This window comes from Curtobacterium sp. TC1 (assembly GCF_019844075.1).
Classification (GTDB): Bacteria; Actinomycetota; Actinomycetes; order Actinomycetales; family Microbacteriaceae; genus Curtobacterium.
On sequence record NZ_CP081962.1, the window covers coordinates 19,731 to 41,402 of the forward strand.

Annotated in this window: 18 protein-coding genes and 3 pseudogenes; 11 read left to right on the forward strand and 10 right to left on the reverse strand. The window is 63.7% G+C overall.

Annotation, left to right across the window (positions count from 1 at the left end; translation table 11 throughout):
- Nucleotides 1-85: 85 nt before the first annotated feature.
- The 4 genes from KZI27_RS00085 to KZI27_RS00100 all read left to right on the forward strand — a co-directional run bounded on the left by KZI27_RS00085 (nucleotide 86) and on the right by KZI27_RS00100 (nucleotide 4,330).
- Nucleotides 86-859: a DUF5819 family protein gene (locus KZI27_RS00085; protein ID WP_222657485.1), complete on the forward strand. Its 774-nt coding sequence runs from the start codon at nucleotides 86-88 to the stop codon at nucleotides 857-859.
- Nucleotides 856-2,097 (forward strand): HTTM domain-containing protein, encoded by a 1,242-nt coding sequence (locus KZI27_RS00090; RefSeq protein ID WP_222657486.1) that lies wholly within the window; start codon nucleotides 856-858, stop codon nucleotides 2,095-2,097. The genes KZI27_RS00085 and KZI27_RS00090 overlap by 4 nt, the downstream gene beginning before the upstream one ends.
- Nucleotides 2,098-2,640: 543 nt before the next feature.
- The gene (locus KZI27_RS00095) at nucleotides 2,641-2,967 is read left to right on the forward strand and encodes a hypothetical protein (RefSeq protein WP_222657487.1); all 327 of its coding nucleotides are present in this window, start codon (nucleotides 2,641-2,643) and stop codon (nucleotides 2,965-2,967) included.
- 556 nt (nucleotides 2,968-3,523) lie between these two features.
- The gene (locus KZI27_RS00100; RefSeq protein WP_261783853.1) at nucleotides 3,524-4,330 is read left to right on the forward strand and encodes a helix-turn-helix domain-containing protein; all 807 of its coding nucleotides are present in this window, start codon (nucleotides 3,524-3,526) and stop codon (nucleotides 4,328-4,330) included.
- Between the two features lie 118 nt (nucleotides 4,331-4,448).
- Here KZI27_RS00100 and KZI27_RS00105 read toward each other — a convergent pair whose 3' ends face one another.
- From KZI27_RS00105 to KZI27_RS00115, 3 genes are read right to left on the reverse strand one after another with little or no spacing between them, the layout of a single operon-like run.
- Nucleotides 4,449-5,876, reverse strand: coding sequence for a UDP-glucose dehydrogenase family protein (locus KZI27_RS00105; RefSeq protein WP_222657489.1), 1,428 nt, complete (start codon nucleotides 5,874-5,876; stop codon nucleotides 4,449-4,451).
- The gene (locus KZI27_RS00110; protein WP_222657490.1) at nucleotides 5,873-7,426 is read right to left on the reverse strand and encodes a glycoside hydrolase family 26 protein; all 1,554 of its coding nucleotides are present in this window, start codon (nucleotides 7,424-7,426) and stop codon (nucleotides 5,873-5,875) included. Before KZI27_RS00110 ends, KZI27_RS00105 begins: the two co-directional genes overlap by 4 nt.
- The gene (locus KZI27_RS00115; protein ID WP_222657491.1) at nucleotides 7,419-9,020 is read right to left on the reverse strand and encodes a glycosyltransferase family 2 protein; all 1,602 of its coding nucleotides are present in this window, start codon (nucleotides 9,018-9,020) and stop codon (nucleotides 7,419-7,421) included. Before KZI27_RS00115 ends, KZI27_RS00110 begins: the two co-directional genes overlap by 8 nt.
- Nucleotides 9,021-9,624: 604 nt before the next feature.
- On the opposite strand from KZI27_RS00115, the gene KZI27_RS00120 reads away from it, so the two are divergent.
- Complete coding sequence (locus KZI27_RS00120; RefSeq protein WP_222657492.1) at nucleotides 9,625-10,758, forward strand: DUF475 domain-containing protein; 1,134 nt, start codon at nucleotides 9,625-9,627, stop codon at nucleotides 10,756-10,758.
- 509 nt (nucleotides 10,759-11,267) lie between these two features.
- Here KZI27_RS00120 and KZI27_RS00125 read toward each other — a convergent pair.
- The 3 genes from KZI27_RS00125 to KZI27_RS00135 all read right to left on the reverse strand — a co-directional run bounded on the left by KZI27_RS00125 (nucleotide 11,268) and on the right by KZI27_RS00135 (nucleotide 13,031).
- Nucleotides 11,268-11,903: a carbonic anhydrase gene (locus KZI27_RS00125; protein WP_222657493.1), complete on the reverse strand. Its 636-nt coding sequence runs from the start codon at nucleotides 11,901-11,903 to the stop codon at nucleotides 11,268-11,270.
- 116 nt (nucleotides 11,904-12,019) lie between these two features.
- Nucleotides 12,020-12,241, reverse strand: coding sequence for a hypothetical protein (locus KZI27_RS00130; protein WP_315971190.1), 222 nt, complete (start codon nucleotides 12,239-12,241; stop codon nucleotides 12,020-12,022).
- A 109-nt stretch (nucleotides 12,242-12,350) separates the two neighbouring features.
- The gene (locus tag KZI27_RS00135) at nucleotides 12,351-13,031 is read right to left on the reverse strand and encodes a hypothetical protein (protein WP_222657494.1); all 681 of its coding nucleotides are present in this window, start codon (nucleotides 13,029-13,031) and stop codon (nucleotides 12,351-12,353) included.
- 202 nt (nucleotides 13,032-13,233) lie between these two features.
- Between KZI27_RS00135 and KZI27_RS00140 the strand changes: the two genes are divergently transcribed.
- The 3 genes and pseudogenes from KZI27_RS00140 (at nucleotide 13,234) to KZI27_RS00150 (ending at nucleotide 16,228) form a co-directional block, all read left to right on the forward strand.
- Nucleotides 13,234-13,671: a helix-turn-helix transcriptional regulator gene (locus KZI27_RS00140; protein ID WP_222657495.1), complete on the forward strand. Its 438-nt coding sequence runs from the start codon at nucleotides 13,234-13,236 to the stop codon at nucleotides 13,669-13,671.
- Nucleotides 13,672-13,740: 69 nt separating this feature from the next.
- Nucleotides 13,741-14,802 carry a helix-turn-helix domain-containing protein gene (locus KZI27_RS00145; RefSeq protein WP_222657496.1) on the forward strand — a complete coding sequence of 354 codons (1,062 nt, stop codon included), beginning with the start codon at nucleotides 13,741-13,743 and terminating at the stop codon, nucleotides 14,800-14,802.
- 263 nt (nucleotides 14,803-15,065) lie between these two features.
- Nucleotides 15,066-16,228: pseudogene (locus tag KZI27_RS00150) on the forward strand (IS3 family transposase).
- A 60-nt stretch (nucleotides 16,229-16,288) separates the two neighbouring features.
- On the opposite strand, the gene KZI27_RS00155 reads toward KZI27_RS00150, so the two are convergent.
- From KZI27_RS00155 to KZI27_RS00170, 4 genes and pseudogenes are all read right to left on the reverse strand, one after another.
- Entirely contained in the window at nucleotides 16,289-16,777 is a 489-nt protein-coding gene (locus KZI27_RS00155; RefSeq protein ID WP_222657497.1) for a hypothetical protein, read from the reverse strand.
- Between the two features lie 667 nt (nucleotides 16,778-17,444).
- Nucleotides 17,445-18,269: a signal peptidase I gene (locus KZI27_RS00160; RefSeq protein WP_261783848.1), complete on the reverse strand. Its 825-nt coding sequence runs from the start codon at nucleotides 18,267-18,269 to the stop codon at nucleotides 17,445-17,447.
- Nucleotides 18,270-18,520: 251 nt separating this feature from the next.
- Nucleotides 18,521-18,658, reverse strand: a pseudogene (locus tag KZI27_RS20410) (hypothetical protein); the annotation flags it as partial.
- Nucleotides 18,659-18,667: 9 nt separating this feature from the next.
- Nucleotides 18,668-19,288, reverse strand: coding sequence for a SipW-dependent-type signal peptide-containing protein (locus KZI27_RS00170; RefSeq protein WP_222657500.1), 621 nt, complete (start codon nucleotides 19,286-19,288; stop codon nucleotides 18,668-18,670).
- A gap of 391 nt (nucleotides 19,289-19,679) precedes the next feature.
- Between KZI27_RS00170 and KZI27_RS20085 the strand changes: the two are divergent.
- The 3 genes and pseudogenes from KZI27_RS20085 to KZI27_RS00180 form a co-directional block, all read left to right on the forward strand.
- A pseudogene (locus KZI27_RS20085) lies at nucleotides 19,680-19,847 on the forward strand (transposase); the annotation flags it as partial.
- A gap of 263 nt (nucleotides 19,848-20,110) precedes the next feature.
- Entirely contained in the window at nucleotides 20,111-20,842 is a 732-nt protein-coding gene (locus KZI27_RS00175; protein ID WP_222657501.1) for a S1 family peptidase, read from the forward strand.
- Between the two features lie 360 nt (nucleotides 20,843-21,202).
- Nucleotides 21,203-21,595: a hypothetical protein gene (locus KZI27_RS00180; protein ID WP_222657502.1), complete on the forward strand. Its 393-nt coding sequence runs from the start codon at nucleotides 21,203-21,205 to the stop codon at nucleotides 21,593-21,595.
- Nucleotides 21,596-21,672 lie beyond the last annotated feature (77 nt).

Genomic DNA, 21,672 nt, shown 5'->3' on the forward strand with positions numbered 1-21,672 from the left:
CGCTGTGGGGTGTCGTGACGATGGCTTCGGCTGTTGTCGTGGCACCCCACGCCCCGACCGAAGACATGCGAACGAGGAGGACAACATGCGCCCAACGCAGACGCAACCGAAACCACGTCGTAACCTTCGCCAGTGGCTGTCGAACGCCGCCGCCGGCGGCATCCTCTTCTTCGCCGGCTGGCAGATCTTCGCGTCCTTCTTGTGGATCGCTCCGCCGACAGCCATGCGACAACTCGTCCCGGGAGATCTGCTCGAGCGGTACATGCTGCCCTGGTTTGGGCAGAGCTGGTCGGTGTTCGCTCCCGACCCGATCAACGGCGACAACGAAATCCTTGTCCGCGCACAGATTAGCAGCGACAATGGCGCTGCCACGGTGTGGGTTAGCGCGACGGACGTGGAGTACGCCCTTGCCTGGCATAACCCGTTCCCGCCCAAGGCCGCGACGATGGGGGCGCATCAAGCCGCGTCCTTCCGCGACGCCTGGGGAGCGTTGAATACGAAGCAGCGAGAAGTAGCCGGTCGCTCGTTTACCAACGAACCAGCACTGGAACGTGCACTCGAGATCCTCGGGCCGACCGCCGTGGCGGCAAGGTACCTGCAGGAAGACGAGCGAACCGCGGCGTACGCGACAGAAGTTGCCTACAGCATCTGGGGATCGCGTGTCGAAGCCGTGCAGTTCCGCGTCCAGCGACACGGCATCGTTCCGTTTGCAAGCCGGAACGATATCAAACCGCAACGCCCAGCTCCGGTCGTTGCCGCGACCGGCTGGCGCAACGTCGGATTCTCCTTCAGTCGTGCCGATGACGGCTTCCGGAACACCTTCCAGAAAGCCTGGGCTCTCTACAAGGCGCGGCAATGACAGTGGCAGGAACGATTCAGGCGCTCCTGCGTGCTGCGTGGGTCTCGTTTTCGGATGCTTGCGATGCTGTCGTATCGCGTGTTGTCACGGCAACAGCACAGGCGTGGGCGTGGTTCACGGCCGCCCCGCATGCGCTGCACGGCCTCGCAGTTACGCGCATTCTGCTTGGCGTAGCCATATTCGGAGAGATGGTGTCAAACTCGTTCACTCGGGACTACTCCTACGGTGCGAAGTGGACTGGCCAGTTCGCGGCTCCATCCACGGACTTCGTCACGTTCTTCCCCTATGCCTGGGTATGGCTGGCGGCCTCACACCCCGCTGGCCTCGCACTGTTGTTCGGTGTCGTTGCGGGAGCGGCAGTGATGCTCATCCTCGGAGTAGGAACCCGAGTCGCGATTATTACCCTGTTGATCTTATGGGTTGGATTGGGCCAGCTCACCACGTTCACCGCGGATCAGAGCGACAACTTAATCCGGATCGCCCTCACGCTGCTCTTTTTCACAGACCCCAGCTCGGCCTTCACCGTTCGCCAGCAACGACCGCTGAACTGTCCTCGTTCGGCACTTCAGAACGCGGCGCATAACGGAGCACTTGCCGCACTCGGTGCGCAGGTGTGCTTCATCTACGCCGCGGGCGGCCTCTATAAGGCCGGCGGCCAAGCCTGGGCGCAGGGATGGGCGATCTATGATCCGCTGCACGTCAAACAGTTCAGCACGTGGCCCGAGCTTGCCGACCTCGTAACGGCCTGGGGGCCGGGAGTTGCGCTTATGACCACGCTCACCGTGCTGGTGCAAATGACCTTTCCGGTGCTGTTGCTAACTGGATGGACCCGCCGTGCAGCACTCATCGTCCTACTCGGCTTCCACATCGGCATCGGCATTCTCATGGGGTTGCCCTGGTTCTCCATCAGCGCAGTCGCCATCGACGCCGTCTTTATCCGAGAACGCACCTGGCAGCGCGCACTCGCAACCCTGCGCGCCGCGCGATACCGAACGGAGCACATCCTCGCCCATGACCGACCAACAGACTCCCCCAGCGAGCTCTCACCAGCCCAACGCCCGGCGCCAATCCCAGTTGTACTCACGGCAGAAAGCACAACTCACCGTAATCGGGTTGCTCACGCTCGCGCTCGTCGGCTGCAGCAGCGCCGCGACCGTTCGAGGCGAACCGTCCGCATCGGCTTTCACTCCGACGGCAATGCCCTCAGCGCCGTCCCGGACAGCGGAACCACCCGCTGAAGACGATTTCTGCGCCGCTGCCGCTGACCTCGTAGCAGCCACGAATACCACTGCCACTAAGACTACGCCGGACACGATTCATTCCGGCCTACAGAAACTTCAGCAGCTATATCAGCACCTCAGTCGAACGAGCACCCCCTCGATCGGATCTCAAGATTGGGCAAAGGTAGTCACCGCTTACACGAAGACACTGAACCGGTTCGACGAGCAACAACGATCCACCGCTGACGACCAATTCATTTATCTCCTTGCCGAAGCGGTGCAACGCCAGAACGACGCGGTGCGTCACTGGCGAGCAGCTGTACAAGAACGCTGCGGGGTCGACCTTGCACCACTTTACGTCTCTGGACCGCGGTGATGAAATGCGTATGGCCAAACGCGATCACAATTGTCTTGCCTGGAGCGGCGGTGCAGCAGGTTAGCGACTTCGCGTCGTTACATTATCGTCGATCGACTGTCGCCCTAGAAATGGTCCTTCGCCATCGTGCGGGTCGCTGCTCCGATTGTCACACAGTCCCCCCGGGTCTATTCGAGGATGGTCAAATGCTTGACAAAGACATCGCTATTGCGACCGACCTCGAGAGGCAGATCATTGAGGTAACCGGGGTTGCAAAAGTCTACCAGCGGCAGGTTCTGCACTCGGCCGAACGCTCGCTGGCGACATGGAATGCACGAGGCCAGCGCGAACCACACGTCACAATCTTTGACGGAATTGTGACCGTGATTATCGGAACAGCGGAAGGATCCATAGCCCGCGATGTTGCTCATGAGGTTCACGCTGTTGTCCTGGGTTTTCTCACTGCGAGGGGCTTGCCGCTCGTCCGCGTGGACGTTCAAATCGCCACCATTGGGCTTAGTACCCGTCGGTGATAGTCTCGTGGCTTGAACCGCGCAAGCATGCGCTCACGATATCCCTGCGAGTGAGGCGAAAGGATATTTTTCGGTTATGGGCGCGCCATGCAATAAGGATTGGTCTTGATCTAAGAAGTTACTTCCGATTGTGTGGTGCGTTACAGAACCGTCAGGGGTGCCGCGGGCCGCTCGAATTTTCTGTCGCGTCTGTCGGGGAGAGCTGCATTGCCCCCAGGACGGGCGGGTTGCTGGCTGGTCGTCGCCGACAGGAAGGGTGCCGTCATCCGGGATTCCGCCCGAGCCAGTAGGCCCGGCTTCGTGCAGTGCCCCGAAACCCGCCCCCCTCCGATCGTGATTTTGGGGGCCCCTTGCTGCGCACGCCGGCCCGCGTCCGCGGGAGCGACAGTCGCCGACCTCGAGCCCTAGCTTGCCGGCTAATGGCGAGTCTATAAACCTGAATCAGGTCGATGATGATGATGGTCGTTCACGTTTATGCTCAGCTTAAGTTCCGCGAAGGTCGCCCTTGCGTGCTGCGTCATTGGTGTGCCAACCTGGGGGTTGTTCGGGCGTGAAGATGATCTACCTAGGCGTGGATAAGTGGGATATGAGCTACCAGACGTGTTGGATACAAGATTCGTACCTCTCCGCAAAATGGATGGGTACCTCTGTGCCGCGGGGTGCCGACGTGATTGCCCACATCAAGGACGGATCTGGAGTTATTGTTGACGACCGCGGCAAAGTAGTTCGCGCAAGGCCCGGAAGGTTCTATCTTCTGAGCGCGGTCCGTAAGATGGATTTCTGCGCTGACACCTCTCGACTATCGCTCATATATGGTGTTCGTGGCAATGATCACGGGGATCGGCTCGTGCGCCAGTGTGTTCCGTCCGGCAATGGCGAGGATCTTAGCCGTATTGCTATTGACGTCCGTAAGCACATCAATAGGTCGTCAGATGACGTCGAATGGCAAGGAATCATACGCCGGCTCAATGAGGCTGTCGAGGCGTCCTACCCTGTTGAAAACCCAGGGGTGACCTGCGATTCGGCATTCCAAAACCTGTTACTGCAGATGCACTGTGGGCGGTTCGATGCAGTGCGGACCGTGGGGCTTTCAAGGTCGCTTGCCGATTTCTCGAACATGTCTGAACGATCCATCCAGATGAAATTCCGTCGGTACCTTGGGGTATCTCCGGCGGAATACATGCGAAACATCACGCTCGACGAGGCGCATCGACTACTGAGCGATCCGGGGGAGTCAGCGGGGGTCGGTGAGGTTGCTGCTCGGCTTGGGTTTTCAAATCCAGGCCGATTCGCTGAGCACTATCTGCAGCGGCATAACGAGATGCCAAGCGCTACGTTGCGGAGGGCGCGCGTCGTTCGCTGATCGTAATCGCTTGGTGGCATGCACAAAGAGACGTGTTCGCTTGGGCCTGGAGGTGAACGCCATAGCCGTACTGACGCCGGCTCCACCCTCCGGCACGAACCCGTCTCGCGAACGGTGACTAGCGGCTCGTGGCCAACGATTCGTTCGTCCCCGCTGCGACGCTCACGGGTGCACCCGTGACCGGCGTGGGCCGCCCCAGGGAACGGACGGTCCACCCCGCTTTGACCCAGTCGTGGACCGGGAGGCAGTTGCGCGCGTCGATCACGACGCGGCGACCGACGAGGTCACCGAGGGCGACCGGGTCGGCGGTGATGATCTCGTTCCACTCGGTGAGCACCAGGACGACGTCGGCGCCCTCGATCGCGTCCGTCATCGACGCGGCGTAGCTCAGCGTCGGGAACGAGCGCTTCGCCGGCTCCATCGCCTCGGGGTCCCAGAGGGTGACCTGGGCGCCGCGCAGGTGCAGTGCAGCGGCGACGTTGAGCGCCGGGGAGTCCCGCACGTCGTCGGTCAGGGGCTTGAACGCAGCGCCGATCACGGCCACCCGACGGTTCAGCACCGATCCCCCGGCCGAGTCGATCGCCATGTCGATGACCCGCTGACGCTGGCCCATGTTGATCTCGTCGACCTGCTGCATGAGGCCGACGACCTGGCCCGCGCCGATCTCGTTCGCGCGGTACATGAGCGCTCGGATGTCCTTCGGCAGGCAACCGCCTCCGAAGCCGAGGCCGGCGTTCAGGAACTTCCGGCCGATGCGGGCGTCGTGCCCGAGGGCGTCGGCGAGCGTCGACACGTCGGCGCCGGTGATCGCGCACATCTCCGAGATCGCGTTGATGAACGAGATCTTCGTGGCGAGGAACGCGTTCGCGCTCACCTTGACGAGCTCGGCCGTCGCCAGGTCGGTGCTGATGACCGGGGTGCCCTCGCTGATCGGCGCGGCGTAGACCTCGCGGATGACGGCGTCAGCGGCCTCGGACGCACCGCCCCAGACCAGGCGGTCCGGGTGCAGGGTGTCCTCGACGGCCTTGCCCTCGCGGAGGAACTCCGGGTTCCAGATGAGCTCGGCATCGATCCCGGAGGGCGTGAACTCGCGGACGATGCCGCGCAGTCGCGCCGCGGTGCCGACCGGGACCGTCGACTTGCCGACGATGAGGCCCGGGTGGGTGAGGTTCTCGGCGACGCCGCGGGTGGCGCTCTCGACGTACGCCAGGTTGGCGGCGTGCGAGCCCGCCTTCTGCGGGGTGCCGACGCAGACGAAGTGGACGTCCGCGGCGGCGACGGCCGAGGCGATGTCGGCGGTGAACCGGAGCTTGCCGCTCGCGACGTGCTTCGTGATGAGCTCCGGCAGGCCGGGTTCGAAGAACGGGACCTCGCCGGCGGACAACGCGGCGAGCTTCGCCGGGTCGACGTCCACGCCGATGGTCTCGAAACCCATCTCGGCCATGGCGGCCGCGTGGGTGGCACCGAGGTAGCCGGTGCCGATGACGCTGATGACGGGTGCGGGACGGGTGTCGGCCTGGTCGGGCGACTTCTTGGACGCGGTCATGGCGTGACCTCCTGCAGGTCGTAGTCGATGTCGTTGCGCTTGATGCCCTCGGCGAAGGCCGCCAGGGAATCGGCTCGTGAGTTGAGCCGCCAGTCGTTCGTAGTGCGCTTGCCATCGACCACTGTCGTCGCCACCTGACTGAAATACGAGAATCCAATAATGTCGTCGTTTGCAGGATCTGCTAGGGCATCGAAGAGTGAGTTGAACCACTTCGATTTCTGCCCATCTTTCACAGAAGTACCGGTCTCGGTCGCACCGATCTCACTGAGGATGATCTTCTTGGTTGGAGCGATCGATCGCAGCTGCTCGAGGGTTGCACCAAACGTCGTTTGGAACGTGGGCTGGTCGGTCACCCTGCGGTAGTAGCCGCTCATGCCAGTCCAGTCGACGTACTGATCACCCGGGTAATAACCTCTCATGTGATCGATTGATCGGGTTTCGGACTGGAGAGCATCGATTCGGGTCGGCGCCCAGTTCCAAATGACGTACTTGTTGGCGCCGTTTTCCTCGAAGATGTCGTGCACGTGCTGCCACATCTTCTTGTACGAACCTGCCGGGTTCTGCTGGGCGTCGCCTTCGGACCAGTTGTACCAGGAGCCGTTCATCTCGTGGTCGAGACGGATGACCATCGGCTGCCCGTTGGCCGCCAGTGCCTTGGCGTACTTCGTCAGGTAGGCGTCGAACGACCCGCCGGAGATGTCCTCGTTGGTATACCCGGGGATGTACTTCTGGTCGTTGCCGGTTTTTGCCGGGAGCGTTTCCCACGTCATCAGCGGCACACGGCCGTTGGCCCAGGAGCGCTGCACCGCCTTGGCGTTGAACTCCTGGTCGAAGCCCTGGAAGAAGCCTGTCATGTTCGACGCGGTACCCACTTCCTTAGAAACCTGGTCGTACTCGGCCCAGTTGAACGGAGCCTGCGCGGTGTACAGGCCGTACCAGCGCGATTGCTGGTCAAGGATCTCGGCCTTGGTGGGTACGTCAACGGGAGTGCTGCCCGGGTCGGTTGACGGCCCAGTATTCGGCTTCGTGGCTGCTACGCCGGAGCCACCGTTCGACTCAGAACCACCGCCGGCACTGGCGTCGGTCAGGTCGCCGGAACCGGAAGGCGTTCCAACCCCAGATCCCGAATAGCCGGCCCCGTTCGCACCGGAACCCGACGCGGTGACGGAGGACGAGCCTCCCGAGCCCTTCGCGGAACCGAGCTGGGACTGGAGCGACGCGATCTGCGCCTTGAGCTGCGTGATCTGGTCGCCACGCGACCCGGCCTGGGCGGTGCGGGAGTCGAGCTTGCCCTCGAGCGCCCAGATGCGGTCCTGGGCGGCGTCGAGCTGCGTCTGCAGTTCGGCGGCGGACACCTTCTTGGCCTTCGGGGCGGTGACCCCGAGGGCCTGGTGCACGGCGGTGGAGACGGGGCCGGCCGGGGAGACCCAGACCGACCAGGTGATGAGGGCGAGGGCGAGGACGATGGCGGTCGTGCCGACCGCCGTCCAGCGGGCGTGCTTGCTCGACTGCGCCCACCAGGTACTGGAGGAGCGGATGATGTCAGACAATGAGGAAGGCCTCCAGGACGAAGATCGCGATGCCGATGCAGTACGGGATCGCGGCGTACGGGTTGTACCGGCGGGCCTTCACGGGGGCGGTCCGTGGGGCTGCGGGCTGCACTGCTGCTGCAGCAGCGGCCTCGCGCCGGGTGGCGAGCACGGTCGTGGTGGAGTTGGTGGTGGCGTCGGCCCCGAAGAGCTCGTCGAACGCGCGGTCCACGGCAACCTGGTCGCTCCCGAGCGGCACGCGTCCGTCGACGGCCCGGGCACGGTCCGCGGCGTCGATCGGGCTGACCGGGGTCTGGGCGCCGAACGACGACGGCTGCGCGGCGTCGGACGGGTCCTCCTGCATCGGACCGCCGGCGTAGGCGCCCGCACGGGTCCCCCAGCCGGAAGCGTGCGCCAGGCGGAAGAAGCCGATGAGCCGGATCGGCATGAGGAAGAACGTCGACACGATGATGAACATCGGCAGGCGGAAGAAGTCACTCGGCTTCTCGGCCAGGTGGCGCATCTGCCGGATGGCCATGCTGAGCACCGACGAGACGACCATCAGGGCGGCGACGTACACGAAGCCCGTCGAGAAGCCGTACTGCGACAGGATGCCCTGGTACAGGTTCTCGCCCTGCCCGGTGAAGGCCCGGTAGATCCAACCGGCGATCACGCCGAAGAGCATGAACGGCAGGATGATGTCGGTGATGAAGAACGCCGCGAGCACCGGGGCGTGACCGAGCATCCACGGCAGCATGCGCAGCGTGTTGTACTGCGAGCCACGGGCCCAGCGGAGCTGCTGCTTGAACAGCTTCTTCACCTGCAGCGGAGCGTCCGTGTAGACCAGCGAGGTGTACTGGTAGACGGTCCGGTACCCCTCCTTGAGCGTGAGGTTCGTGAGCGTGCGGTCGTCGGAGACCTCGAGGAACACGCCCATGAACTTCTCGTGCATGAACTTGTCCATGACGCGCATCAGGATGCTCCGCCGGAAGGCGATCGTGCGCCCGGGCAGGCAGCCGATCTGCCCGAGGACGCTCTGCGCGGGCATCGAGTAGAGCGCTCGCGAGTTCTCGAGCCAGTCGGCCCAGCGGGTGATCCAGCTGCGCTCGGGTTCGAGGATGCGCTGCCGGGTCGTGACACCGCCGACGGACTCGTCGGCGAACGGCTTGAGGAACTCCTCGAGCGCGCCGGGGGTCCAGACGGTGTCCGAGTCGACGAGTACCGTGATGTCGCCGTTGGACATCTCGGTGCCGACCTTGACGGCGTTGCGCTTGCCCGGGATGGGCGTGTGCGTCCAGCGGACGAGCGGGGCGAACTCGTCGCAGACGGCTTCGAGCGCCTCGTTGCGAGCGCCGTTGATGACGACGATGATCTCGCCGGGTCCCTGCTCGACCATGCGACCGATGACGTCGCGGAACAGGTCGAGCGGTTCGTCCACGACGGGGACGACGACGCTGGTGGTACCGACGAAGGTGCCGGTGAACGGGCGGTAGCGGGCGGAGATGACGACCTTGACCAACCAGAGCAACCAGATCACCGCGGAGTACACGGCGAACAGGTAGAACTCGGGGCGGCCTTCGACCATCTGCCTGATCTGCAGAATGAAGGTGAACACTGATCCCTGCTTCAACGTTCGAGGTGGAGATTCCGCGACGTTGGGGAATCAGGGTCGGTTCGGGTGACCCAATTGATGCAGAACCTGAACGCGCGCGCAACGCGACCAAGTGTTCAGTGCGTTACTAGCGTGTTTCGAATGGGTTACGGGGTACAACTCGGGTCCTCCTTACAAACTAGGAACTGACCACTCGCAGGCTTGCGGCTCAGCTAAGTTGCGCCTGCGCGACGGTAGTCAATCTGTGTGGGCGCTAGCTGCAACCCCCGCTAGAGCATGCGTCGGCGGAAATTCCCTGATCAGACCGCAGCTGAGGCGGACGTAAAGCGCCGAAATTGCGCCCGGCCCACGTGTCGAAAACATCGATGGCTGCCGCGGGACGGTAGTCATCATCCGCGCTCCGACGGGTTCCTGCTGCAGGGTCCTGGGGTACAGGCGCGCGGGTCGAGATCGATGACCAGAACGTCAAAGCGTTAAAAGACACGTGGCGCAAACGCGCCCGCCAGCCTCAAGTATCACCTAGGGGCGCTGTGACTATCGTATGATTGACAGGGGCATATCAGCAGTACTCAACCATCCGCCCAGGCAGCAGGCGCTGCATGGATCAATGACCTCGAGATCGCTCACTGTTCCGCTGCTCATTACCGCCGCGTCCACAGCTGCGATGTGGTTCGCCCTCGGCCCGGCCGTAACCCTGACGTTTGTTTCACTTGCTTTTTTGGAGATTGCGATGGCGGCTGACTCGTCGGTCCCGATGGCGGGTATCGCCAGCCGAATTCACTCCTCTGCGAGGCAGCTATTTCTGTCGTTGGGAATCGTCGTTGGGGTGCTCGCGATGCGTCTCTTCCTACCGCCGGCGGCCGTCGCTGTGGGGGGTGCGACGAACTGGGCTGGCTCCGTCCAGCAGGCAGTCTTCGCTCCGTCTGCTTTCTCTGCGCGCCTTGGAGAGGTCCGACCGGCGCTTGCCGCATTCGGGGCCGCATTCATTTGGTTGGTATTCGCTGAGTACCTCTTCAACACTGATCGAGCGTCCCGGAAGTCCTGGCTCGGCCGCCTAGAAGCACGAATCGCCACCGTCGCCCGACCACGTGCCTGGTCGTTGGCGACCGCCAGCGTCGGCGTGCTGGTTACATCGCTCTTCGTCGGCGCGAGCCTAGGCTGGTCGGCGAGCACCATGCTGCCTCCCACCCTCGGTGGGATGATGGGGATCGTCGCATACCTCGTCTCAAAGCGCATTGCGGCCTGGGCCCTGCTCTCCGACGCTGATGTCAATCTACTCAGCGATTCGGTCGGTACCGGCCGCTCTGTCTGGCGGATCCATGCCTATGCGTCGACGGTTGTCTTCGAGCGCGGACTCGTCGTATTTATGCTCTTCGAGATCCTCGACGGCGTCTATAGCCTGTCGGGGCTGTCCACCTCAGCCGATCTTGGTGTGCTCGAGCAGGCGGCCGCGGCAATAGCCGCGATCGGGGTCGGTGCAGTATTTCTCGCTCGCCTGACCTCAAGGGTGGACCAAGCGGCGGGGCTGAAGCGGCTCCGCTATTTGAAGGCCGGGGCGGCGTACGTGCTTGGGGTCCTCGCGGTGCTGTTATGGATGAGTTTGCTCATTCCGATTCCGGGAATCGTTGTCAGCTGGTTTGGTACCGTAGTCATCGGGCTTGCACTCGTGACGTCGTTGCCCTGGCGAGCCTGGCGACGGCGAGCCGTCCTCCACTCGCGACGAGGGACAAAAGCTCTTTAGTGCTTGCGCTGGTGCCCGTCCTGTAATTCGCCTATCAGTCGCATCGTACGTTGTAGTACGGCCGCCCGCCACTCTGCATCTGGTTGTGACCAGTCGATTCGGTTCAACCGGCGAATGGCACTACGACGCGTCGCGGCCAGTTCATCGACTGAAAACCAGCGCAGCGTTTCAAACTCGTCATCCACTATGAGTGCCCTGACTTTGCCTGAATCCTGATGTGACCAGCTAACCCAAGTAGACCATAGTGAGAATAACTCGGCCGTGAAGTCGATCCCTACTAATGATCCGGTCAATACTCTATTAGCAGTTTGGCCTTGCGGGTGTCCAGATCAGAACTAGGTAGTCCGGGAACGCGTCGCGAAGTGAGACGCGAAGACCGGCGAAGCTAGCGTCGTATGTAACGTGAAAGCCGCTCGCCAGATAGCGAGGATTTGCCAACGCGGGCTTGAAACTGCCGCGCACCTTGTCGGAAAGCGAAGAGAGTCATGAAAGCCTGTGGCTCCACATCGCTACTGCTTACGATCGGCAGTCTGTTTTTGGCCGACGACGGTGTCGATGGTGACCTCGCCCGTGCCGAGGTCGTAGGTCGCGCCGACGACGGCCAGCCGGCCCTCGGCGATCGCGTCGGAGACGGCACCGGAGCGCTCGAGCACCTGGCGGAGCGTGGCCTCGAGGTGGGCGGCGCCGATCGCCTCCTGCGGGAGCTCGGCGTCGGTGGCTCGGACTTTCTCGACGCTCGGGGCGATGGCGTCGACCAGGGCCTGCAGGTGCGGCGCGGGGACCGGCTCACCCGAGCGGGCGGCGGCGACGGCACCGCACCGGGTGTGGCGCAGGACGACGACGAGCGGGGTGCCGAGCGCGACGACCGCGAACTCGATCGACCCGAGCACGACGTCGTCGACGATCTGCCCGGCGTTGCGGATGGCGAAGAGGTCACCGATGCCCGCGTCGAACACGTGCTCGAACGGCACGCGCGAGTCGGAGCAGCCGAGGACGGTCGCGAACGGCGCCTGTGAGCCCTGGAGCTCGGTGCGGCGGTCGGGGTCCGTGCGGCCCATGCGGCGCTTGTCGGCGGCGAAGCGGGCGTTGCCGTCGACGAGCAGGCGCAGGGCGTCGGACGGGGTGGAGGCAGCGCGGTCGGGCATGTCAGTTCACATCCGGCTAGAAGCTGGACTAGAGCGCCCGACGGTTATCAGGCGTGTTGTGCTTGTATCTTCTTTGGAAGCCATATAGCCAAGCACTACATGGTGGCGAGTGTTAACTACCTCTTCTTTTGAAGATCGAGCGCAACGCCGAGAGCCATGAAAGTCGGCGCCCAGTGGCCGACAAAAATACCCCACCGGTCTGCCTGTGCTTTGCTGTCACTTTTCTTTCCTCTAGAGGTCAACCAACTGATCAGGGACAATGCAATTGATACGAACGACCCAATATATGCATATTGGCTCTTGAAGCCTACATTGGCCAGCATGGCGATGATATTCATCAATACTCCTTGGGTGCGTTGGATATTCTTGTTCACTTGTTCTGCGGCTCATACCGCAGAGGTCAGAGGTAGTCACTTTATTCGACCGCTACTGCTGTGCCCGATGGTGTTACTTGATCTGTGCGGTGATGGTGGCGGTGCCGACGAGGAGGCCGCGCTTGACGGCGTCGGTGCCGAAGGTCTTGTTCAGCAGGCCGGCGGCGTCTTCGGAGACGTGGACGGTGGTGCCGGTCAGGATGGCGTTGTCGCCCTCGAGCTGGAGGGGCTTGAGGGAGCCGCCCCAGAGCTCGAACAGGAACGCGTTGGACGCGGCGACCTTGCCGTTGACCAGGACGTCACCGTAGAGCTTGGAGGAGCCCGGGTTCACGACGAAGTTCTCGAGCGTGACGGTGGTGTCGCCGGCCTTCAGCGTGAGGCCGGAGTCGTCGTGGTTGAGCAGGCCCTGCACGTAGGGCTTGTAGTCGCCGTCCGGCGACCAGTACGTGACCGACCCGGCGGTGATCGGGAACGACACCGACCCGTCAGCGAGGGTCGCGTCGCCGGAGACGCCGGGGGTGAGCTTGAGGGCGGTGAGGGCGTCGGTGAAGCCGGAGTCGAGCTTCACGGCGGTGGACCCACCGAGGACCTCGGGGACGGAGGCGACGGGTGCGGGGATCTTCGACGACGACGACGAGACCGTGTGGATCGCGAGGGTGGAGGCCTGGGCGGAGGAGATGCCGAACGCGGCACCGCCGAGCACGAGGGCGCCGGTCGTGGCGAGGGTGATGGAGGTCTTCAGGCTCTTGCGCATGGTGATCAGTCCTTGCTCTGGGGCAGTCAACTTCGACGTTCATACGTAACGATATTGATGACGCATAGATTTTCTAGAGGAGCGGTCAATTTCCGAAAACCAGGCACCCTGAGTGGTATATTACTTGCCTGGGGCAAGGTGGGTGTTTATATTGATCACTTCCTAAAATGGTCTACCGATACACCGATGTGATGGTAATGGAATGTTGACGATTGCGGAAATGCAGGGGGCTGTTCTCACGATTGAGGATGTTGCTGGGATTCTGGGCATCAGTTCTATTCAGGTCCGGCAGCTAATTGAATTGGGGGATCCGGATGCGTTGCCGTGTCATCGTGTCAACGGGTCTGTTCGGATCGAGGGGGCGCTGTTTGCTAAGTGGGTTCGTTGCCATGTTGTGGTGCCACAGCTTCGATTGGATCGACGTCTGGTGTTGAGCCAGCGTGAACGAACAGTGCTAGCCGCGATCGCGGCCGCCAGAGCTGATAAGGACGCTGCGTTGGTGCTCGGGTTAAGCGTGAATACAGTGCGGTCCTACGTAAAACGTATCCGCGCAAAGTACGTGGCGATGGGCGTGGATGTCCCGAACCGCGTGGCGCTGCTCGACCGTGCACACCAAGACGGCTTGATCCACCTGTACTGACCGAATGGCACAATGTGATATTGGCTGGCACGCGGGTGCGCAACGATGGACAGCGCCCGATGTTGCACCATGATCACCATGGTGATCCGCGCGTACTTCGATGTCGGAGATAATTTCGGTAGTCGTACAATTCAGGTGTCTTACGTGTCGGGCGACGCTGATGATGAACGAGTGATTGAGTCGATGCGTCGCACGCGTGAGTTTATCGAGACGACCGACCCCACTTTCGCCGCGGATGCGTTCGCTCGCAGATACATTAGCCAAGGGATCGACGTCCATCCGAGTGATGCTGAATTTGTGTTCGAGGAGAGGGTGCGGGGGACGCATTTGTTGACGCTGGAATCAACCACCTGCACGGGGGTAATCAGCGGGACAATCGAGCCTGGCAGCGCGATGGCCTTGATGTGGTTGAAGTCAGGCCGCGGGCTAATTAATGGTCTTTCTGCTCCAATAGGTGGACCAGTGTTGTATCGGAACCGGCCTCAGTTCGTGCGGTTGGAGGCATTCCGGCAGGACGTCATCCGTATTGATCGTGCGACGGTAGAGGCTGTCGCTGCTGAGCGCGGTGGTTGGGAGCCGCGGCCGCTCGAGTTCCAGCGCAGGCACATCCCGCCGGGCCCGAAGCAAGCCTCCTGGTGGAGGATTGTCCACATCGTCGCGGCCGAGGTTCTCGCCGGGCCGGACGAAGTGTCAGGAGAGCGGGAACGTGGACTCGCTCGTTTTGTAGCCGACGGTCTCCTGAAAGCGATTCCCCACTGGCCCGCTGGCCGCCCGGTTCAGCAGAGCCCTACAAGTTCGCGGTTCTCCCGTGCTGAGGCATTCCTGCTCGAGCACGCCACTGAGCAGATAACCGTCGCCGACGTTGCCAAAGCCGCTGGACTAAGTGTCCGCGGTGTACAGGCACTATTTCACCGCTATCACGGAACCACGCCGCTGGCATACCTGCGATGCATCCGCCTGGCCCTCGCCCGTGAGCAGTTGCAGTCCGAGTCCGATCGGAGCATTGCCGAGATTGCACGGGAGGCTGGCTTCGCACATGTCGGCCGGTTTGCGGGTGCTTACAGAGACAGGTTCGGGGAACTCCCTCGGCAGACTCGGGAGTCTGCTTGCAGGCAAAGACCGAGCAAATGATGCTGCTCATCCCTCAAAGCTTACGTCGAACGCTAACCACTCCGAACGCCATCGCCGGTGGGAGCTCTCCCGGCAGGGCGGCCGTACGAGCGCTGCCGCGTGAGTTTGTGATGTCTCAAAACGGTGTGGGTGACATTGCACGTGAAGGAGAGATGAATCGGCTGTATCAGCACCAACGAGAACAGCCAGCCACCGGGACTGCTGCAGGTTCGGTTGACTCCTGAGCGGTAGGGGCATGGGCTCCTGCAGGAAGGATGTGCGCCATGGTGAAGGCGTATCCGGAAGAGTTCCGCCGCGATGCGATCGCGGTCGCCCGGAAGGGCGAGACGTCAGTGCGGCAGGTCGCGAAGGACTTCGGCGTGTCCGAGTCGTTTCTTGCCCGCTGGCTGCGGCTCGCGGACCGCGACGACGGCATCGGTGATGCTGCCTCGCCGTCGATGAAGGCGGTGGAGCAGGCGGCGCTGCGAGAAGCCCAAAAGCGGATCCGGCTGCTCGAGCAGGAGAACAAGATCCTCCGCCGGGCGGCCGCGTACCTCGCCCAGTCGCAACTCCCAAAATGATCTACCCGCTGGTCCTCGAACTCGCCGCAGACCGGATCCCTGTCGCGGTGGCCTGCCGGGTGTTGGGGTTCTCGAAGCAGGCGTTCTACCGCTGGCGGGTTGACCCGGTCTCGCAACGGGACTGGGACGACGCACACCTGACCAACGCCGCGATCGACGCGCATCGAGACGACCCGACGTTCGGGTACCGGTTCATCGCGGACGACCTCGCCGCCGCTGGGCACCGGGCGTCTGAGCGGCGGGTTTGGCGGTTGTGCTCGCAGCAGCGGCTTTGGTCCCTGCACGCGAAGAAGCGCGGCCTGAACCGCAAAGCGGGACCGCCGGTGCACGAGGACCGGGTCCGGCGTGCGTTCACGGCGCCAGACCTCGACAAGCTCTGGCTGACTGACATCACCGAGCACCCGACCGGTGAGGGCAAGCTCTACCTCTGCGCCGTGAAAGACGCCTGCTCACGCCGCATCGTGGGGTACTCGATCGATGATCGGATGCGGTCCTCGCTCGCCGTCGCTGCCCTGCACATGGCGGTGAATCGCCGGAGCCCAGTCCGGACGGTCGTCCACTCAGATCGAGGGAGTCAGTTTCGGTCGAAGAAGTTCGTCCGCTCGCTGAATGATGCCGGCCTGCTCGAATCGGTGGGCCGAGTCGGTGCGTGCGCGGACAACGCGGCGATGGAATCGTTCTTCGCGCTCCTGCAGAAGAACGTCCTGAACCGGAAACGGTGGGCGACTCGGGAAGAGCTCCGACTGGCGATCATCACCTGGATCGAAGCGACCTATCACCGGAAACGACGGTAACGCGGTCTGGGGAAGTTGACCCCGATCGAGTACGAGACGATCATCAACCCCCAGGTCGCACTCGCGGCCTAAACGAACGAGTCAACGAAAGCTGCAGCAGTCCCGGGATTTTTCGCTAGCTTCGAGTCCCGGTTAGTTGAGGGTGCAGGTGTAGACGCCGATGCCGATGAGGCCTGTGCTGACGCCTTGTGCGCTGTTGGTGCTGATCGTGGTCCAGTTCGCTAGGACGGTTTGGGCTTGGATGGTGAAGGAGCTCAGTGAGGCGAGGTTGCTGATGGCGCCGGCGGTGATGGTGGTTTGGTAGCGCCCGTTGGTTGGCCCGGTCGTGGTGGTGCTGCTTGGGGTGATGATGTTCGTCAGCTGCTGCAGTACACCGTTGGACGCGGACCATTGCACGTTCCCTGCGGTGAGGGTGGTGGTGGTGGTGGCGTAGTGCCATGTGACGGTGATGTCGCCTGCTGTGTTGCTGCAGCTATCGAATGTTGGGGCTGGCAGCGTGGTTGTGGCGAATTGGGTGGCGGCGGTTTCCGTGTCGGTCCAGGTCGCGGCGCTGCCCTGGGGCAGGAGGAACACGGCTGAGAGCAGCCCGCCGATCGCCGTGGTCCGTAGTGTCCGGTTCATAGTTGCCGCGTCCGCTTGCGTAGACGTGCGAGGAGCATGCCGGACGTGACGCTCAGTGCAGCAGCGAGAGCGCAGAAGGTTAGGCGCGCTCCGGTGTAAGCGAGTGCCCCGGTCGGTGTTCGAGCGCTGCTTATCTGGTCGGGGGTGTTGTCACCGGTGGCGGACACCCTGATAGTTACCGCAGCCGTTTGTGATTTCGCGGCTGGGGTGGGTTGGGTGACCCGTGCGAGGAGATGCAACCGCGCGGGAATCGTTGCCGTCGCTGTGACCGGGAAAGCGGCACCAGTGAGCTCGGTCATCCGTGTCGGCTGTAAAATCTGATGCTCCGTGCCGGAGCATGACGCCTGTTGCCAGGCTGCTGTGCAGCTCGATAACGCGATCGTCAGTGCGTGTGTGGGTGTGCCGGATGGCCCGGTAGCGGTGACGGCGCTCATGAGTGTCTGGGTGGTGATCGGTGCTGTGGTGATTCCGATCTCCCAGTACGCCGGCGCATCTGGGGTCACCGTCATTGCGACCGGGGTTCCCGAGAGTCGGAGAACCGTGTCGTTTCCCGTGGGCCCGAGCTGCTCAGCGGCCTGGGCAGGGGCAACCCCCACGAACATCAGCGCCAGTCCCATCCCCAGTGCCCATATCGGCGCGGCTCGGTAGCGCGCTACCGCCGTGGTGCTCATGGGTCGGCTCGATCGTTGTCTACGTCGGGTTCGGGACCGTCAGTGTTGGGGGCGGTGCGGTCGGGCCAGAGCGACCACATGACTAGCGCGGCGACGCCGACGGCGAGCCCGCCAATCACTACCGGTTGTGACAGCCACACCACTACGTACGCGAGGCGGGGGGCTGACCAGATCACGAGGCGCACCTGCGTAACCCGATACGAGTTCGGGTCAGGTGCGTCATTCGCGTCGCCCTGCAGCTGCAGCGTCGCGGAACCGTCCGTGTTGGGCGTCACCGACACGACGCGGTGTGTGATCGGCAACTGCCCTGCCCGGTCCACCGTTACGACCTGGCCGACATGTGCCTTCGCGGCCGGGATCTGCTTCACGACCGCGAGAGACCCTGCCGGGATTGTGGGAGCCATCGACCCGGTCCGGAACATGATCAAGGTGATCTGCAACGTCAGCGCCAGGATGACCAGGACGATACAGACCGCTCCGCCTGCCGCTGCGACGTTGAGCAGCACCCCTCGGACGATGCCGAGCGTGCGGGCACGTGGGTACCGGAGCTGGCTGGCTGGTATCTGCGGTGTCATGCGCTCGGCGGGCTTCCGGTGAGCGACCACGTAGCGGTGGCGGTGACGCCCTGCACCGTGTTGGGTGCTGTCGCGGGCAGTTGCACGATGAGGCAGTAGTACACGGCCGCGCCAGGCGCTCCGGACGTCGCGGCGGGCAACGGTCGCGTGTTCGATGGCACTGCCGTTGTCAACCCGCTCACAAAGGTTGTGGTGCTGCCCGCTACCCAGGTTCCGGAGCTGCTCGGGGTGGAGGTCGTTGTGCACCCGCTGACGGTGTCGGCGTACACCTTGTATGCCAGTGTCGACACCAGCGTGGCATTCCCCGACGTTGTCGCGGATGACAACGATACGGTACCGCCGAGAGATCCGGCAGTCGTCCGCACCACCAGCGGCGCGGCAACCGTCAGCCCGGGGTACATCGCCGCCGCGTTGAACGTCAACGGTGCCGCCGAGCCCGACGGGTGGTCAGCGAAAGTTGTTCCGTCAGTGGATGACTGCATCGCGAAGCTCCCCGCGGTGAAGGTTCCGGTGCCGTACTCTTGGTCCGTCCACTGCGCTATCGTCCCCGGCACAGAAACTCCGGCGACGAGCCCAAAGGCTAGGACGCTACGCAGTACAGGCCACCGCTGGGGGCGGCGAGGTGTTGCACGCATGGTCGCGAGCTACTGCGACGCCGCCTGGAATTGCCACACCGCAGCACCCGTCTGCCCCGTGGCGAGATCCGGACCCGCTGTCACGACTAGACACAGGTACTGCGGAGCGCCAGCCGTGTCCGCGGTTGCCGCCGCCAGATCGAACGTCGTATCGGCCGGCACTGTGTCGATCGCGGTGCCCTCAGGAATCAATGCTGTCCCTGCCGTGACGGCGGCGGCATTGCACGTGAAGGAGTCAACGGCGTAGATGCCGTAGGTGAGATCGGCAACCGTCCCAGTCGGTGTCCCCGCGGTCACCGTGACCGTTGCTGGCACGGTCGTACCGGCGGCAAGCTCCACCCCATATGGGGAGTACGACACCATGTTCGGTGCCAGCGATGCTGCGTTCACATCGAACGCCAACGCGCCGCCTGGGCTGGTCGCGTGATCCGTGAATCCCTCTGCCGTGCTCACCTGACCAGCTAGCTCGAAGTCACCGCTCGAGGTGAACGTGCCGTTCGCAAACTCATCGTCCTGCCAAGCCGCCAACGTCACGACCGCCCCGACACCGAGCACCAATCCTCCGGCCAGCACCGCCAATGCCGTCTTCCGCCGCCGACGATCTCCACCTTGTGCTGCTGCCGTAATCATGAAAACCCCTGATCGCTAAATTGGAGACAACCTGATCTCCTGGTTACCGGCGACCATACGCCCGTATCGCAAGAAATCATGACCCCCGAACACGGCACAGAGACCAGCCGCCAGACTGGCAGGGGAGTTAACCTTGTCGGATGTGGTGCCGTCCCATTCGACGCGGGCTGCTAGTTGGGTCGCTTACCAACTTTGCCCTTCAGTCGCGTGTGCACCTGCACCTCCGCCGCCCCGACGGCGCGCTCTCCCCGCCCCAGGCGCGGTACAGCTCCGTACCAATCGCTCGCCATCCGTGACATGCAAGATGGGGTCATGGCAAGCGGGACTGCTGTAGGTCCGGTTGGCTCCTGAGAGGTAGAGGCGTTGGCGCCTGCTTGGAAGGATGTGCGCCATCGTGAAGGCGTATCCGGAAGAGTTCCGCCGTGATGTGATCGCGGTCGCCTGAAAGGGTGAGACGTCGATGCGGCAGGTGGCGAAGGACTTCGGTGTCTCGGAGTCTTGCCTGGCCCGGTGGTTGTGGCTCGCGGACCGCGATGGCGGTATTGGTATCGCGGCGTCGCTGACGGCGCTGGTCGAGTAGGAGAATGAGATTCTCCGCCGGGCGGCTGCGTATTTTTGCCTGGATGCGCAAGCTGGGCTGTTGGATGTCCGGCTCAGCGCGCAGGATGGGTGATTCTTCGTATCCTGTCAGGGGGCGCGACGACTTGGTAGGGCTCGGCGTCCGCCGAAGTGCGGACTGGTGCGGCCCTCGAACGAGGGTCAGGATGCTGACCAGTTGCACAACGCAACGGGTCAGGTACTTCCCCCGACAGAGGAGTCGTCATGAAGAAGTCCATCGCAGCCGCGTTCGCCGCCGCGGCCGTCATCACCGCGGGCGTGTTCGCCGCGTCACCCGCCTCGGCACTGCCGGCCAGCACGAAGGTCGTCGGCGGCGAGAAGGCCCCCACCACCTCGTGGGCGGTCCAGCTCGAGGCCTCGGGCGGCTCCATCCCGTCCGGCTACGTCAGCAACTGCACCGGTGAGCAGATCAACGCCTCGTGGATCCTCACCGCCCGGCACTGCATCGACGGCATCGGTGCGATGAACGTCTACCACTCGAACTCCACGACCAACCGGGGCACGGCCGTCGCCGTCGACCGCGTCAGTGCCTCGCCCGCGGGCGACATCGCCCTCGTCCACCTGCGGACCGCCTACTCGCTGTCCACCTACGCGCCCCTCGACCTCACCGCGACCGCCAAGTCGAGCGGGACCGGCACCATCCAGGGCTACGGCCTGCGCGCGAACGCGACCCAGTCCGACGGGCTCTACCAGGCCACCGTCTCGCTCACCGGCGCGAGCACCGATGCCTACAGCGGTCGTGCCCAGCACCTCACGGGTGTGACCGGCGCCTCGAACCACGGTGACTCCGGCGGCCCGCTGCTCGTGAACGGCAAGGTCGTCGCCGTCTGCTCCACCGGTGACAGCGCCGACCCCGGCGCGAACACCAAGGCCGGCTCCAACTACGCCCTGCTGTCGCAGGCCTCGTCCTGGATCAAGACCACGGCCGGCGTCTGAACCGACAGGCGGACGGGCGCGCCCCGCTCAGCGGCAACGCGAAGCGTTGCGCGGGGCGCGCCGACCGAGCCTGCGAGGGAGAGGTGCCAGCTCGCCACGGGCCTCCCGTCCGTCATCGGCGGGTGATCCCCCTCACACCATCTGCCCTGGTTACGCTCACCTCGAGCATCGTTGCTGGGGCTCCGGCCGGACTGTCACGACACTGACAGTCCGGCCGCTCCCATTCTGGGATTGGGAGTGGCCTGCAGCCTGTGCGTGGTGATTTGGGAATGGATGGTGTGGCGTGGCTGCGGCTCGCGCATGAACTGCAGCTGTTGCGCTTCAGTCTGGGGGATGCGGTGCTGCTGATCAGTACCGTCCGTGCATTACAGGCACGGCCGGCCGCACGAGGACGTCCTGCCGACCGTCACGTCCGACGTGGCCAGTGACGTCATCGCGCCCGACCCCGAGCTCGGCGACTTCGGCATCGTCGGCGTCACGTTCCCGCACGCCTCGACCCACACCCTGTCCGTTGCCCTCGGGTCGTTCAGCACCTCGTTCTCCGTCGAGGTTCAGCCCGCCACCACCACTGTCGTCACGCCGGCCGCTCCGACGCCCGTGGCCGCTCCGGTCACCCCGATGAACCGTGGTGGGCAGCTCGCGTACACGGGTTCGGACGCCACCGGCCTCCTGCCTTGGGCCCTCGGTCTGCTCGTCGCCTGTGCCGGCCTGATCGGTGCCCGCGCCCTGCGTCGTCGTCGCGCACAGCGCTGACGGTCGAACAGGACTGCCGTCTCCCGTCCGTCGCGTGCCCGCGTGACGGACGGGAGGCCCGCTCCGGCCCCGCCTGC